Source organism: Streptomyces sp. DSM 40868, from assembly GCF_011820545.1.
GTDB lineage: Bacteria > Actinomycetota > Actinomycetes > Streptomycetales > Streptomycetaceae > Streptomyces > Streptomyces eurythermus.
Window position 1 is genome coordinate 1,863,042 of the sequence record NZ_CP050504.1, and the last position, 14,309, is coordinate 1,877,350.

Consider the following 14,309-nt stretch of genomic DNA (forward strand, 5'->3'; position numbering starts at 1 on the left):
TTGACGACGCCCGCCCCGCGCCATCCGTACCTCGCCCACCCCGGGCCGATCGCCTTCGCCCACCGGGGCGGCGCGGCCGACGGTCTGGAGAACACCGTGGCGCAGTTCGGGCGGGCGGTGGAGCTGGGCTACCGGTACATCGAGACCGATGTGCACGCCACGGCGGACGGCCGGCTGGTCGCCTTCCACGACGCCACGCTGGACCGGGTCACCGACGGCGCGGGCCGGATCGCCGACCTGCCGTGGGCGGAGATACGGCACGCGCGCGTGGCGGGCCGGGAACCGGTGCCGCTGTTCGAGGAGCTGCTGGAGACCTTTCCCGGGGTGCGCTGGAACGTCGACGTCAAGGCGGAGCCGGCGCTGCGCCCCCTGCTGGAGCTGGTCGAGCGGGCGAACGCGTGGGACCGGATCTGCGTGGGCTCCTTCTCCGAGGCGCGGGTGCTGCGCGCGCAGCGGCTGGCCGGGCCCCGGCTCGCCACCTCGTTCGGCACGCGCGGCGTACTGGGCCTGCGGCTGCGCTCCTGGGGCCTGCCGGCCGCGGTGCGCCGGTCGGCCGTGGCCGCACAGGTGCCCGAATCCCAGTGGGGCGTGCCGGTCGCCGACCACCGCTTCGTCCGTGCCGCCCATGCGCGCGGACTCCAGGTGCACGTGTGGACGGTCAACGAGCCGGAGCGGATGCACCGGCTGCTGGACCTCGGGGTGGATGGCATCATGACGGATCACATCGGCACCTTGCGCGAGGTCATGGAGGAGCGCGGCGTCTGGGTCTGACCGGCCGCGACGCCTTCTTCCCGGCCTCCGCGAGGAGGTGCCGGCGCCGGTGGCTCCGGAAGCGATTTCGCACTCGGCGTGAAAGAGCGGTAGTGTACGCGTTTGGCCTGCCAGGCGTACCGTTACTGCGCGTCAAAGATGCCGAAACGCTGGGTGACATCTGCTAGCAGATGTGACAAACCGGGCGCCTGTGGGTAGAACAAGGGGCGGCTACGACGGCGACGCATGACCCGGAACGGGAATCTTTACCGCCGACCGGACGTTGACCGGATGACGACGACAGCGACACCTGTCCTGTGGGCGACAAGCCCGGGAGGCACGATTCATGAGTGAGCGAGCTCTTCGCGGTACACGCCTCGTGGTGACCAGCTACGAGACGGACCGCGGCATCGACCTGGCTCCGCGCCAGGCCGTGGAGTACGCATGTGAGAAGGGGCACCGCTTCGAGATGCCCTTCTCTGTGGAGGCGGAGATCCCGCCGGAGTGGGAGTGCAAGGTCTGCGGTGCCCAGGCACTCCTGGTGGACGGCGACGGCCCTGAGGAGAAGAAGGCCAAGCCCGCGCGTACCCATTGGGACATGCTGATGGAGCGGCGCACCCGCGAGGAGCTCGAAGAGGTCCTCGAGGAGCGTCTGGCGGTGCTGCGTTCGGGCGCGATGAACATCGCGGTGCACCCCCGGGACAGCCGCAAGAGCGCCTAGTCCCGCGCGGCCTCGGCCGATACAGCGCGACGCATACGACGGCGGGCGCCGTACATGGTTTCCATGTACGGCGCCCGCCGTCGTATGCGTCCCCGCGTGGGGGACCGCTCAGCGCGTCAGCGGCGGACGGGGCCCCCGCGGGGCGTCGTCCGGCGCGTCGTCCCTGATGACCTCGCCCGGTACCACCTTCCCGTCGGGCCGGTGCATGCGGGCCTGCTGGAACACGTCCCCCAGGCTGCCCGGTGCGACCCGGCGCAGGCTCCGCTCCAGGGCGTTCTCGGCGAGGCGGCCGACCGCCCGCTGGACGGGCGGGAGCAGCAGGAGCAGGCCCGCCGCGTCCGAGACCAGGCCCGGGATCATCAGCAGCAGACCGCCGAGCATCGTCAGGCCGTTGCCGCCGCCACGGGCCGGCGAGCCGCCCTGGCGCACGGCCTCGTTCAGGCTCGCGAAGGCGCGGCGGCCCGCCCGCTTGATGACCACGGAGCCGGCCACCAGGCCCGCGACGAGGAGCAGGAACACGGTGAGCCCGCCCGCCGCGCCCGCGACCAGGGTCAGCAGCCAGATCTCCAGCACCAGCCAGGCGGCGAGGCCGAGCGGCAGATACCTGCGCAGCCGCGAGCGCCGGCGGCGGGCGGTGTACGGGGAGGTCGGAGCGCCAGTCGTCATGTTCCCAGTGTGCCTGGACGCGGCTCAGCACCGGATAAGGGAGTGACCGGCCGTGGCCGTGACCGGTGTGCTAAGCGCGCTTGTCCTTGCCGGTGAACCGGCCGATGCGGTCCCCGACGCCCCAGGAGGTGACCCGCCACAGCGCCTCGACCACGATGTCCCGGCTCATCTTGGAGTCGCCCAGCTCGCGCTCGACGAAGGTGATGGGGACCTCGACGACGTGATAGCCGGCCTTCACCGCGCGGCGGGCCAGGTCGACCTGGAAGCAGTAGCCCTGCGAGGCGACCTCGCCGAGACCCAGGCCCTCCAGGGTCTCGCGGCGGAAGGCCCGGAAGCCGCCCGTCACGTCCCGGATCGGCACGTCGAGCATGAGACGCGAGTAGGTGGAGCCGCCCCGTGAGAGGAACTCACGGGACTTCGGCCAGTTCACCACCCGGCCGCCGGGCACCCAGCGGGAGCCGAGGACCAGGTCGGCGCCCTTGAGGGCGGTGAGCAGCCGGGGCAGCTCCTCGGGCTGGTGGGAGCCGTCGGCGTCCATCTCGATCAGCACGCCGTAGTCCCGCTCCAGGCCCCAGCGGAAGCCCGCGAGGTAGGCGGCGCCGAGGCCCTCCTTGCCCTTGCGGTGCAGCACGTGGACGTGGTCGTCGGCGGCGGCGAGTTCGTCGGCGAGCTTGCCGGTGCCGTCGGGGCTGTTGTCGTCCGCGATGAGTACGTGCGCCTCGGGAACGGCGCCGCGTACCCGGCCCACGATGGTCTTGATGTTCTCCGCCTCGTTGTAGGTCGGAATGATCACCAAGGCCGTGCCGAGCGGACCGAACTGCCGTCCCTGGGCTGTGGCCGCGAGAGCCCCGTCGCCGTCGTTCACTGCTGCCCCTTCATGTCGTACGCAAGGGTCCACCATAGTGGCCGCCGCCTGGGATGACGCGATGGCGCAGGCATCTTCTGGTGTCGTTTCCCCGGGAACGGGGTAGGAGTGATGGTTTTCGGCGCCTTCCCGCCGCCCGCCGAACGGAACGCGCCACGGCGGATGGGGGCCCGGCGCCCTTCGGGCCGACCTGGGACCCGCTGGCTGCGGATCTACCGAAAGCCGTTGTCTAGGGAGCGCCCGGGCCCCACCCGGGTCACACCGGCCGGCCGTCCGGGGCGTTCCCTCGCCGGCGCGGGCGCTGAGCCTGGCTCCCAGTGACGGTGCCCCGGTGCGGCACACCGTCCCTGACCCAGCGGCGCTGCGACGAGCCGTGCGAACAGCCCCCGGTCGGCGTTGCGGTGGTGGACCCGGCCGAACCTACCGGCCCCCGGCCGCCGACTGTCAACAGCCCTCTGAGCTGGGACGACGGGGCCGCTTTCACGGATGGCGGGGAGGATGCGCAGGTGGGGCGGCGGGGCCGCGGCGGCCGGTGGCCGCCGCGCCACCCCGGGAGATCACTCGCCCGGCCGTACGAACACCGTCCGTCCGCCCACCACGGTGCGCAGGCAGACCGGCAGGTCACGGCCCGGGGTGAGGTCGGGCAGCCCGGGGGTGCCGGAGCGCGGGTCGGTGGACCAGCGGGCCACCCGGTCGTCGGGGGCCTGCACGACGAGCCGGTCGGTGCGCCAGACGGCGTAGTCGGCGGGGGCGCCGGGCACCAGGACGCCCGCGTCGTCCCGGCCCACGGCCCGCCAGCCGCCACGGGTGTGCGCGGTGAACGCGGCCCGGACCGAGATCCGGTGCTCGGGCGTGCGGTGGAAGGCGGCGGCGCGGACCGTGCCCCACGGGTCGAGCGGGGTGACCGGGCTGTCCGAGCCGAACGCCAGGGGTACGCCGGCCCGCAGCAGCGCGGCGAACGGGTTGAGGGTGCGGGCCCGCGCGGCGCCCAGCCGCCGGGCGTACATGCCGTCCTCGCCGCCCCACAGCGCGTCGAAGGCGGGCTGCACGGAGGCGATCAGGCCCAGTTCGGCGAAGCCGGCGACGGTCTCGGGGGTGAGCATCTCGGCGTGCTCGACACGGTGCCGGGCGGCGCGGACCCGGGCCAGGCCCACCTTCTCGGCGGCGGCGCGCACGCCCTCGACCACGGCGGTCACGGCGGCGTCGCCGATGGCGTGGAAGCCGGCCTGGAGGCCCGCCTCGGTGCAGGCCGCCACGTGGGCGGCGACGGCGTCGGCGTCCAGGTAGGCGGTGCCGGAGTGGCCGGCGTCGGCGTACGGCTCGTGCAGGCAGGCGGTGTGCGAGCCGAGGGCGCCGTCGGCGAACAGGTCGCCGGCGGCACCGGCCGCGCCCAGTTCACGGGCCTTGCCGGGGTCCTGTTCGGCCCAGTAGCCGACCACGCGGGGGCCGGGCAGCTCGGCGGCGAGCCGCAGCAGGGCGGTGAAGTCGTCCTCGGAGGAGATCCTCGGGCCGCCGCACTCGTGCACGGTGCCGATGCCGAGCGAGGCGGCGTGCGCCAGCGCGGCGCGCTGGGCCTCCTCCCGCTGGGCTGGGGTGATGGCGCCGAGCGCGGCCTCGCGTACGACGTGGTGGGCGTCCCGGGTGAGCGGGGCGTCGTCGCGGGGCACGGCGGCGGGGACCAGGTCCAGCAGGGCGGTGCTGACGACCGCCGAGTGCACGTCGATGCGGGACAGGTACAGCGGGCGTCCGCCGGTGGCCTCGTCCAGTTCCGCGCGGGTCGGCGGACGGCCGCCGGGCCAGCGGGCGGCGTCCCAGCCGTGGCCCAGCAGCACCCGGTCGCCGGGGCGGGCGGCGGCGAACTCGCGGATCCGGGCGAGGGCCGCCTCCAGGGAGGGGGCGTCGGACAGGTCGAGGCCGGTCAGGGCAAGGCCCGTGGCGGTGGTGTGCACATGGGCGTCGGTGAAGGCCGGGGTGACCAGGGCGCCGTCGAGGTCGACCACCTCGTCGACGCCGTCGGCGAAGGCGTCGGCGGCGCCCTCGGAGCCGACCCAGGCGACATGGCCGGCCTCCACGACCATCGCCGTCGCGAAGGGGTCGGCGGGGCTGTGCACCTCGCCGCGGCGGAGCAGGACGGTCTTGGGGGGCTCGGCGGTGCGATTGCTCATGGCCGACAGTTTCTCTCGGCGCAGCGGGCGGGCCGCGCCCGGGGCGCGTCCGGCCGGCGCCGGGAGCCGGTGCGCCGTGCCGGGCGGGGTCAGATCTTCGGCGGGCGGGCCTCGTACGGGGTCGACAGGACCACCGTCGTACGGGTCGACACCCCCGCCAGCGAGCGCACGCGGGCCAGGAGTTCCTCCAGTTCGTGGGGGGTGGCCACGCGGACCTTGAGGATGTAGTTCTCGTCCCCGGCGACGCTGTGGCAGGCCTCGATCTCGGGGACGTCGGCGAGGCGGTCCGCGATGTCGTCGGGGGCGCTGGGGTCGAACGGTTTGACCGAGATGAACGCGGTCATCGGCAGCCCGACGGCCTCCGGGTCGACCACCGCGGCATAGCCGCGGATGACGCCACGCTGTTCCAGCCGGCGCACCCGCTGGTGCACGGCCGACGTGGACAGGCCCGTGGCCTTGCCCAGGTCCGTGTAGCTCATCCGCCCGTCCGTGACGAGCAGCTGCACGATCTGACGGTCCAGCTCCTCCATGCCGCCAAAACCTACAGTGCGCTTGATCTCCACGGATACCTCGGAGAGGCAGGTCATGCCCCGTCCCCCGGAAAAAGCACCGGGACGGGCATCTGCGCGCGGCATGTGACGAACGCCACACATCCCGGACGGGCTCCGTGATGTTCTCGTGATTACCGCCGAGACCGGACGGGAAGTGCTTGCTGTGGTCGAGGCCGCAGTGCCTTTCACGGCCCAGCCTTAGGGGGAGAATCCCATGCAGAGTACCCATCGCCTTGGTCGATCTGTGTCCGCACGGCCGCAGCCGGTCGTCGAACCCGACCCGGAGGGCGTCGAACCCGACGCCTACGACGAGGAACTGGACGCCTACGACACCTTCGAGATGTACCGGGTGATCTGCCCGGACTGCGCTCAGCCGATCGCGCTGCTGGCCGACGAGGAGACCCTGCCGGAGCACGCGTTGTGCGCCTCGCCGTGGAACCCGTTCGGGCTCACGGTGTGCGCGGGTACGGGCCGTCCGGCGGCCGACGCCCGCCCCGCGGACGAGTCCGTCGAGCCGCAGGAGCAGGACACCGCCCTGCTGCTCACGCTTCCCCAGGGCCTGGACTGGCGGACGCAGCCCTTCTCGCACGTCGGCGGCCCGGGCTCGCGCCCGATGCGCGTACCGGTGATGCGCGACCAGGCCGCCTGAGCCGGCTCGCCCCTCCCCGTCCTCCGCCCCGCACCATGGCGCACCGGCTGTCGTGGTGCGGTATCGGCGCGCCCGGGCCCGGGGAGCCCGGCCCGGGGAACCGTGGCGGACGACGGCGCCCCGTGCGGTTCCGGCGTATCCGAGCCCTCAGGAGTGCGGAAACGACCGCGGGACATTCGCCGGTCACCGGGTCGCTGACGGTATGTCGGGCCGGGCGGGGCGCCGGACGTGTGTGGACTGACGCTCGATTCCGCCGGGGGGTGACCTGTCCGGCCGCCGGCGCGTTGCCCGGGTATGACCCCCACGTATCCGGCGACCGGGCGTCAGCGCCGTATCTTCGTCCCCCGCCCGGCGGAGACGCTTCCGCCGCCCCCGTCCCAGGACCCGCCGATCTACCGCGATCTGATGCGGGCCTGGGCGGACCGGGGCCGTACCCTGCCGGGCCGCCACGACCCGGAGTGGGCCAGGCTGGCGGCCCCGACGGTCCACCCGGGGCAGTTCAGCGACCTTCTGGGCCCGCCACATGACGGGCGATGACCATCCGCTGGATCTGGTTGGTGCCCTCGACGATCTGCAGGACCTTGGCCTCGCGCATATAGCGTTCGGCCGGGAAGTCGGCGGTGTAGCCGTAGCCGCCCAGGATCTGCACGGCGTCCGTGGTGACCTTCATGGCGGTGTCGGTGCAGTGCAGCTTGGCCATGGCGGCCTGCTTGGCGAACGGCCGGCCCGCGTCCCGCAGCCGGGCGGCGGCGAGGTAGAGCGCGCGGCCCGCCTCGATCTGGGTGGCCATGTCGGCGAGCATGAAGCGCAGGCCCTGGAAGTCGGCGATGGGGTGGCCGAACTGGCGCCGCTCGGTGGCGTACCGGACCGCCTCGTCCAGGGCGGCCTGGGCGAGGCCGACGGCGCAGGCCGCGATGCCGAGCCGGCCCGAGTCGAGCGCCGACAGGGCGATGGAGAACCCCTGGCCCTCCTCGCCGATGCGCCGGGCGTCCGGGACGCGGACGCCGTCGAGGTGCACCTGGGCGGTGGGTGAGCCCTTGAGACCCATCTTCCGTTCGGGCGCCGCGCCGCTGAGGCCGGGCGCATCGCCGGGGACGAGGAAGGCGGTGATCCCGCGCGGGCCGTCCTCGCCGGTACGGGCCATCACGGTGTAGAAGTCGGCGATGCCGCCGTGGGTGATCCAGGCCTTGGTCCCGTCGATCACCCAGGTGTCGCCCTCGCGGACGGCCTTGGTGCGCAGGGAGGCGGCGTCGGAGCCGGAGGACGGCTCGGACAGGCAGTAGGCGCCGAGCAGGCCGCCGCCCAGCATCGCGGGCAGGTGCTCGACCTGCTGCTGCTTGCTGCCGTAGGTGGCGAGCGCGTAGGAGGCGAGCGTGTGCACGCTGACGCCGAGGCCGACGGTGAGCCGGGCGGCGGCCAGCTCCTCCAGCACCTGGAGGTAGACCTCGTACGGCTGGTCGCCGCCGCCGTGCTCGGCGGGGTACGGCAGGCCCAGCAGGCCGGATTCGGAGAGCAGGGTGAAGACCTCGCGCGGGAAGCGTCCCGCGTCCTCCTCCTCCGCGGCCTTCGGCGCGATCTCGCGCTGGGCGATCTCCCGGACGAGGGCGAGCAGATCCCTCGCCTCTTCCGTCGGCAGTTGACGCTCCACCGGCTGCGGCGCGCGGTCGGACATGGCGTCGGCTCCTCCCTGTTCGGACACCGGCGGCACGGCCCGTGGTGGGGGCGGCTCCGCCTGATCGTTCCGCTGTGCCGAGGCGCCCGCTTCCGGGTCTCGGAAGCTGCTGACCAGCGGCATGCGCTGTGAGTATGCCCGATCGGCGACCTCCCGTCACCAGTTAACGACCGCTCACTTCAGGATTCCCGCGCGGGCTTCACTCGTCCGTGAAATTGGTCCGCACCATTGACCTACTGGTCTAGTCCTCCTACTGTGCAGCCCACGCCTTACCGCGTTCATGCCAATCGGCGCGCGTTCCCCTCCCCCACGAGGAGACACCCGATGCACACTCCCCACCGCTCGCTCGTCCGGGCCCTTGTCTCGGCCGCGTGTACCGCCGCCCTCGGCGCCGGGCTGCTGGCCGGGACGGGCACCGCCACCGCGGCGGCGCCGAGCGCCCCCGAGGTCACGGCCGGCTCCAAGGTCGTCGGCTACTTCACCGAATGGGGCACCTACGACCGCAAGTACTACGTCAAGAACATCGAGACCTCGGGCTCCGCGGCCAAGCTGACCCACATCAACTACGCCTTCGGCAACGTCACCGGCGGCAAGTGCGCCATGGGCGACTCCTACGCGGCCACCGACCGGGCCTACACCGCGGCCGAGTCCGTGGACGGCGTCGCCGACACCTGGGACCAGCCGCTGCGCGGCAACTTCAACCAGCTGCTGAAGCTGAAGAAGAAGCACCCGGGCCTGAAGGTCCTGTGGTCCTTCGGCGGCTGGACCTGGTCGAGCGGCTTCGGCGAGGCGGCGAAGAACCCGGCCGCCTTCGCCCAGTCCTGCTACGACCTGGTGAAGAACTCCAAGTGGGCCGGTGTCTTCGACGGCATCGACATCGACTGGGAGTACCCGAACGCCTGCGGCAACACCTGCGACACCAGCGGGCGGGACGCGTTCCGCACCCTGATGGCCGCGGTGCGCGCGAAGTTCGGCTCCGGGAACCTGGTCACCGCGGCGATCACCGCGGACGCCACCAGCGGCGGCAAGATCGACGCGGCGGACTACGCCGGTGCCGCCCAGTACGTCGACTGGTACAACCCGATGACGTACGACTACTTCGGCGCCTGGGACGCGAAGGGCCCGACCGCCCCGCACTCCCCGCTGAACTCCTACTCGGGCATCCCGAAGGCGAACTACTACACCTCCGCGACGATCGCCAAGCTCAGGGGCCTCGGCATCCCGGCCTCCAAGCTGCTGCTCGGCCTCGGCTTCTACGGGCGCGGCTGGACCGGCGTCACCCAGGCGGCGCCCGGCGGTACGGCCACGGGCCCGGCGGCGGGCACGTACGAGCAGGGCATCGACGACTACAAGGTGCTCAAGACCAAGTGCCCGGCGACCGGCACGGTGGCCGGCACGGCCTACGCCAAGTGCGGCAGCGACTGGTGGAGTTACGACACCCCGGCGACCATCACCACCAAGATGACGTACAAGAACCAGCAGGGCCTCGGCGGCACCTTCTTCTGGGAGCTGAGCGGCGACACCGCGAGCGGTGAGCTGATCAAGGCGATCAGCTAGGTCCTGTCGTCGAACTCCCGCCGTCCGCCCGCCCGTCAGTCGTCCCGGCGGGCGGGCGGCGGCGGGGTCCCGAGGCCGGGAGCGCCGCTTCGAAGCGTCGGTTCAGAGCAGTCCGAGCCGGGTCACGAGCATCGCGAACACCGCGACGAGGATCCAGCCCATGACGTGCTCGAGCAGCTCGGGGCCGTCTTCCTCGGGGCCGCCGGTGACGGCGCGGGTGGCGGTGGCCGGGTGTGCGGTCATGATGTCACTCACAGAGATCGGACGAATACGGCGTAAATCCCCCGCCCCTGCCGTCCACCATGCCACCCGTGCCGGCGTTCGCGGCGATGAGCTTGCTCACACGGCGGCCGCTCAGCGCACGCCCACCGCGGCGAGCGCCCTGCGCTGGTGCGGGGTCGGATGGGCCGGGAAGTACAGATAGCAGACCCCTCCGGTGCCGGAGACGACCTTGCCGGAGGCGTTGTACCGCTTCGTCCGCAGCCAGATGTTCTCCCATTCGCGCCGTTTGTAGACGCGCCGCACCGCCTCGTCGCTCGGTGAGGCCGGGTCGTTGGCGATCACGTCCCCGTCGGCCGTGAAGCCGATGACCGTCATCAGGTGGCCGGCGGTGCCGTAACCGGCCCCGGTCAGCTCGCTCTTGAGGAACGACTGGGAGGTTATGGCCGGGATGCCGGCCGCGATCAGCGTCTCCAGGTCGGTGAGCGAGGCGAGCCGGGTGACCACACCTTGCAGGCCCGGGAAGGTGGCCGCGTAGGCGGCGTTGAAGGGCCAGTTGCCGCAGCCCTCGTACTGGTGGTCGTAGGTGAAGCGGGCCGCGTGGCACACCTGCGGGTCGGCATAGGCCGGGTTCACCCAGGACAGCTGCTCGGGGGTGAGCCGGCCGCCCCAGTACTCGATGATCATCTGCGAGGAGGTCGGGCTGCACCATGCCTCGCCGCCGTTGTCGTACTCGGGGTACTGGCCCTTGTGGATCTCCTGCGAGTAGCGCGGCACGGCCAGTTCCTGGGCGAGGCCGGGGGTGGAGGCCGGGACGGTGAAGCGGTCGGGGATGTCGGAGCCCATCGCGCCCAGCCGCCAGACGGTCGGGGTGAGCCGGGTGCCGGGCCTGCGGTAGAGGGTCAGGCGCAGCCGGTACGCCGTCAGGCGCAGGCCGCCGCTCGGGTCGTCGATGGCGAAGGTGTCGGTCCACACGGTGCTCTTGCCGTCGCTCTGGCCGTCCACCGAGGTCCGCCGGATGTCCTGGTCGCCGGCCGCCCAGCGGCCCAGCACGTACCAGGGCGTGTCGGTGCCGTCGGAGTACGTGCCGCGCAGCTCGGCCTGGAGCCAGGTGCCCTCGGGGGTGTGCGCGTTCCAGGAGGCGACGACCTCGGTCGCGGGCACGGTGAGCCGGTGCGCGGGGCCGGTCCAGGTGGCGTACTCCCAGGCGGCGGTGGTGCCGGTGTGCGGGTCGGTGTAGTCGGTACGGCCGACGGGCGCGCCGATCACCAGGCCGGGACGGCGGCCGGCGACGGCCCGGGTGCCCTCGGCCGTCCCGGAGCGCCAGTCGCGGTACGTGGTCCAGGCGTGGTTGTCGATCGGGCGGCCCTGCGCCGGCGCGGGGCCGTCGGCGTCGAGGGCGGATCGCGGCGCGGCGGCGGCAGCGGGGGCCGCGGTGCCGGCCACCGTCGCGGCGACGGCCGCCGCCAGGACGGTTCTGCGGGAGGGCTGTTCGGCTCTGCTCATGGGCGCGACGACCCCCAGGGTGTCCGAGTCGGGCTGGTCCGGTGCGGTAACTATGGAGCAGGCCGTATCGCGCTGCCAGCACTTCGGCGCATGCCGCGCCAGGAATATTGGTCTCGGCCACTGGCGGCGGGTGCCGCGGGGTGCCCCTTTGCCCGCGGGCCCGGGCGGACGGCCGCCCGGGCCCGGCAGGGTCAGACCAGGTCCATCGCGGCGACCTCGTCGGGCCGTCCGTAGCTCACCGGCCCCTGGAAGCGGCGGCGGGCCGTGGCGAACCACCACACCGTGGCGATCAGCAGGACGATGGCGAGCGCGATCGGGGCGTAGTTGAAGGAGTCGACGGTGATCGGCGATGCCTGCGGAAGCATGAACAGCACGCTGCTGAGCAGGATCCACACCACCGCCAGCCAGCCGATCGGCCGGCCCCAGCGGCCCAGGTGCCAGGGGCCGGGCTGGAAGGAGTCGCCGAGCCGCAGCCGCAGGAAGATCGGCACGGCGTAGGCGAGGAAGAGACCGACCACGTTGACGCTGACGATCGCGGTGAACGCCGTGTGCGACCACCAGCCCGGCACCACCAGCGCCAGCGAGCAGCCGACCGCGAGCCACACCGCCTTCACCGGCGTACGGGTGCGCAGCGAGACCGAGTGCCACCAGCGGGAGCCCGGCATGGCGCCGTCCCGGGAGAAGGCGAAGATCTGCCGGGTGTTGCTGGTGAGGTTGGCCAGACCGCAGAAGAGCATCGCGCCGATGACGATGAGCAGCAGTACCTTGGCGGTGCGCAGCCCGAGGCCGTCGATGAGGATCTGGATGGGCGGGGCGGCCGCGCCGGCCACCTTGGCGTAATCGCCGATGCTGTAGACCAATGCCAGCATCAGCACCAGGCCGGCGATCGCCGAACAGCCGATGGCGCGGGTGATCCCCTTCGGGGCGCTGACCGTCGCCTGGACGGTTTCCTCGGACATGTGGAAGCTGCCGTCGAACCCGGTGAAGGTCCAGCTGGTGACCAGCAGGCCGAGCATGCCGCCGTAAAGCCCGCTGGTGAAGCCGGTGTTGTTCTCGAAATGCGTGACAAAGGACGCCGACTGATGATGGTCCGGCATCACGATGAGTGCGCCCACGATCACGACCAGTCCGATCAGCAGCCACCATACGGAAATGCGGTTCAGCAGGGCGACGAGCTGGACGGTGAAGGTGTTGGCGAGCCCCTGCAGGACGATGATCAGGGCCGTGATCAGCACCGTCTGGTGCGCGGTCGGGTGGTAGGACGGCCACTGGAGTTCCACGAACACCTGTATGAAGGTGGCCGCGGCGTATCCGGTGGCGGCCGTGCCGCCGATCTGGCCCACGAAGTTCAGCCAGCCCGTGAACCAGGACCAGGCGCCCTTGTGCCGCTTGGCGAGTTTACCGGCGGAGAAATAGAGGGCACCGCTCGTGGGATAGGCGGAGGCGACCTCCGCCATGGCCGCTCCGATGAGCAGGACCATCACCGAGACGCCGATCCAGCCGAACACGAGAATCCGCGGGCCGCCCGCGTTCATACCGAATCCGAAGGACGAGAAAATTCCCGAGAGGATATTGATGATGGTGAACGAGATCGCGAAATTGTCGAACGCTTTGAAGCGGCGGGTGAGTTTGCGCGGATAACCCATCGCGTGCAGCGTGGCGTCGTCGTCGAGCACGACGGCGTCCGCGGCCCGGGCGCGCGCCCGGGGAGTCGACATCCGTTCCGACACGGATCGGCCTTTCTCTGGATGGGGACAAGGGGTGGCAGGAAGGGGGGAGGAGAACGGGCGGGGTCAGCCCGGCCCCGGGACGGGCAGGCCGCAGGCGCGCCGGGCCCGGGAGAGCTGCTCGACGGGGTCTCCGAAGGCGCTCCAGGGCATGCGCGAGGCGTACGGGCCCATCGCCGTGAACACCGCCCGGGCCTCGAACTCGCGCTGGGCCATCACCAGCGCGTGCGCGAGGTAGGCGAGGTCGAGCACCGGGGTGAAGCGGTAACCGGCCACCGCGGGCAGCCAGTTCTGGTAGATCGCCAGCGCGGTGGAGCGCCACTGGGGCTGTTCCCAGACCCGGTCGGCGAGCAGCTGGGTGGGGTTGTAGCTCTCCACCAGGGCCACCAGGGGCAGCAGCCGCAGGGGGGAGTCGGCGGGTGCCCGCTGGCTGAGGAAGGCGGCGACGTCCCAGGCGGCGGTGACAGAGCCGCCGTGGCGGGTGAAGAAGCAGGACAGGAAGCGGTGGTGGGCCTCCCGGTGCCAGGGGTCCAGGGACAGGATGTGCGCGAACAGCCGCCAGGGTCCGGGCGGCGAGGTGAGCAGGCCCTTCGGGGCCGGGTCGCGCAGCCGGTGCAGCCGGGCCATGGAGAGCCGGGCGACCCAGGGCGTGGGGTCGGCGGGGGCCGCCTCGGCGGCCCGGTCGCAGGCGGCCAGCGCTATCCGCTCCAGCGCCTCGGCGCGCTCGTCGCGCGCGTCGGCGGCCCGCAGGGCGCGCTGCACGGCCACCCGCGCCCACATCAGCGCGGCCTCGGGGGTCGGCTCCTCGGCGAGCCAGCGTTCCACCAGATCGGTGCCGGCCGCCTCGGAGGCGAGCACCAGCGAGCGGTGGGCGCGCAGGCCGAAGTCGGTTCGGGTCTCGGCGAGGGCCTCGTCGGCGGACCGGTAGCGCCCGGCGCGCACGTCGACGCAGACACTCGCCAGCACCCGGTCGTCGGCCGCCGGATGCCACACATAGTGCCCTTCGAATAAGTCCGCGGCCATATCCCCCTGCCCGTCCCCGTGCGACGCATCACGTTGCGCAGGAGGCACCTTACTCAGCGTGGGCCCCACCCGGAACGCCGAATTCGACATATCGGTCAGCGGATTCGGATTGTTTATCGACGCCTTCGACTGGCCCGCGGCCGGTGATTCAAGGCGGGACTTTTCCCGGCCCGGCCACTCCCGCCGGCTCCGGGCGGCTCCGTCGGCCCCCACCGGCTTCCGGGCAGCTCCCTTCGGC

The 14,309-nt window shown here is 72.4% G+C and carries 13 protein-coding genes; 4 read left to right on the forward strand and 9 right to left on the reverse strand.

Annotation, left to right across the window (positions count from 1 at the left end; genetic code table 11):
- Positions 1-771, forward strand: coding sequence for a glycerophosphodiester phosphodiesterase (locus tag HB370_RS08305; protein WP_030793303.1), 771 nt, complete (start codon positions 1-3; stop codon positions 769-771).
- A 325-nt stretch (positions 772-1,096) separates the two neighbouring features.
- Positions 1,097-1,471: an RNA polymerase-binding protein RbpA gene (locus HB370_RS08310; protein WP_003977404.1), complete on the forward strand. Its 375-nt coding sequence runs from the start codon at positions 1,097-1,099 to the stop codon at positions 1,469-1,471.
- Between the two features lie 108 nt (positions 1,472-1,579).
- On the opposite strand, the gene fxsA is transcribed toward HB370_RS08310, so the two are convergent.
- The 4 genes from fxsA to HB370_RS08330 all read right to left on the reverse strand — a co-directional run bounded on the left by fxsA (position 1,580) and on the right by HB370_RS08330 (position 5,697).
- Positions 1,580-2,137: an FxsA family membrane protein gene (gene fxsA, locus HB370_RS08315; protein ID WP_030793300.1), complete on the reverse strand. Its 558-nt coding sequence runs from the start codon at positions 2,135-2,137 to the stop codon at positions 1,580-1,582.
- Between the two features lie 70 nt (positions 2,138-2,207).
- Positions 2,208-3,002: a polyprenol monophosphomannose synthase gene (locus HB370_RS08320; RefSeq protein ID WP_030793296.1), complete on the reverse strand. Its 795-nt coding sequence runs from the start codon at positions 3,000-3,002 to the stop codon at positions 2,208-2,210.
- 557 nt (positions 3,003-3,559) lie between these two features.
- Positions 3,560-5,167 carry an amidohydrolase gene (locus HB370_RS08325; protein WP_030793294.1) on the reverse strand — a complete coding sequence of 536 codons (1,608 nt, stop codon included), beginning with the start codon at positions 5,165-5,167 and terminating at the stop codon, positions 3,560-3,562.
- 89 nt (positions 5,168-5,256) lie between these two features.
- The gene (locus tag HB370_RS08330; protein WP_030793291.1) at positions 5,257-5,697 is read right to left on the reverse strand and encodes an Lrp/AsnC family transcriptional regulator; all 441 of its coding nucleotides are present in this window, start codon (positions 5,695-5,697) and stop codon (positions 5,257-5,259) included.
- Between the two features lie 235 nt (positions 5,698-5,932).
- Between HB370_RS08330 and HB370_RS08335 the strand changes: the two genes are divergently transcribed.
- Complete coding sequence (locus HB370_RS08335; protein WP_030793288.1) at positions 5,933-6,367, forward strand: hypothetical protein; 435 nt, start codon at positions 5,933-5,935, stop codon at positions 6,365-6,367.
- A 499-nt stretch (positions 6,368-6,866) separates the two neighbouring features.
- On the opposite strand, the gene HB370_RS08345 is transcribed toward HB370_RS08335, so the two are convergent.
- A complete protein-coding gene (locus HB370_RS08345) occupies positions 6,867-8,039 on the reverse strand; it encodes an acyl-CoA dehydrogenase family protein (protein WP_030793285.1) in 1,173 nt (390 codons plus the stop codon).
- A 324-nt stretch (positions 8,040-8,363) separates the two neighbouring features.
- Between HB370_RS08345 and HB370_RS08350 the strand changes: the two genes are divergently transcribed.
- On the forward strand, positions 8,364-9,596 hold the full coding sequence (locus tag HB370_RS08350) for a glycoside hydrolase family 18 protein (protein ID WP_030793282.1): 1,233 nt from the start codon (positions 8,364-8,366) through the stop codon (positions 9,594-9,596).
- A 102-nt stretch (positions 9,597-9,698) separates the two neighbouring features.
- Here the strand turns inward: HB370_RS08350 and HB370_RS08355 are convergent, their stop codons facing one another.
- The 4 genes from HB370_RS08355 to HB370_RS08370 all read right to left on the reverse strand — a co-directional run bounded on the left by HB370_RS08355 (position 9,699) and on the right by HB370_RS08370 (position 14,071).
- Entirely contained in the window at positions 9,699-9,839 is a 141-nt protein-coding gene (locus HB370_RS08355; protein ID WP_106980805.1) for an SCO1431 family membrane protein, read from the reverse strand.
- Between the two features lie 111 nt (positions 9,840-9,950).
- Entirely contained in the window at positions 9,951-11,321 is a 1,371-nt protein-coding gene (locus tag HB370_RS08360; protein WP_030793280.1) for a peptidase C39 family protein, read from the reverse strand.
- Between the two features lie 191 nt (positions 11,322-11,512).
- Positions 11,513-13,051, reverse strand: a complete 1,539-nt coding sequence (locus HB370_RS08365) for an amino acid permease (RefSeq protein ID WP_030793276.1) — start codon at positions 13,049-13,051, stop codon at positions 11,513-11,515.
- Between the two features lie 63 nt (positions 13,052-13,114).
- Complete coding sequence (locus tag HB370_RS08370) at positions 13,115-14,071, reverse strand: hypothetical protein (RefSeq protein WP_208974380.1); 957 nt, start codon at positions 14,069-14,071, stop codon at positions 13,115-13,117.
- Positions 14,072-14,309 lie beyond the last annotated feature (238 nt).

What these genes read in the sequence shown, in the direction of transcription:
- HB370_RS08370 (WP_208974380.1), bottom strand. Translation starts at nt 14,071, where the DNA reads ATGGCCGCGGACTTATTCGAAGGGCACTATGTGTGGCATCCGGCGGCC.
- HB370_RS08355 (WP_106980805.1), bottom strand. Translation starts at nt 9,839, where the DNA reads ATGACCGCACACCCGGCCACCGCCACCCGCGCCGTCACCGGCGGCCCC.
- HB370_RS08330 (WP_030793291.1), bottom strand. Translation starts at nt 5,697, where the DNA reads ATGGAGGAGCTGGACCGTCAGATCGTGCAGCTGCTCGTCACGGACGGG.
- HB370_RS08310 (WP_003977404.1), top strand. Translation starts at nt 1,097, where the DNA reads ATGAGTGAGCGAGCTCTTCGCGGTACACGCCTCGTGGTGACCAGCTAC.
- HB370_RS08350 (WP_030793282.1), top strand. Translation starts at nt 8,364, where the DNA reads ATGCACACTCCCCACCGCTCGCTCGTCCGGGCCCTTGTCTCGGCCGCG.
- HB370_RS08325 (WP_030793294.1), bottom strand. Translation starts at nt 5,167, where the DNA reads ATGAGCAATCGCACCGCCGAGCCCCCCAAGACCGTCCTGCTCCGCCGC.
- HB370_RS08345 (WP_030793285.1), bottom strand. Translation starts at nt 8,039, where the DNA reads ATGTCCGACCGCGCGCCGCAGCCGGTGGAGCGTCAACTGCCGACGGAA.
- HB370_RS08360 (WP_030793280.1), bottom strand. Translation starts at nt 11,321, where the DNA reads ATGAGCAGAGCCGAACAGCCCTCCCGCAGAACCGTCCTGGCGGCGGCC.
- HB370_RS08335 (WP_030793288.1), top strand. Translation starts at nt 5,933, where the DNA reads ATGCAGAGTACCCATCGCCTTGGTCGATCTGTGTCCGCACGGCCGCAG.
- fxsA (WP_030793300.1), bottom strand. Translation starts at nt 2,137, where the DNA reads ATGACGACTGGCGCTCCGACCTCCCCGTACACCGCCCGCCGCCGGCGC.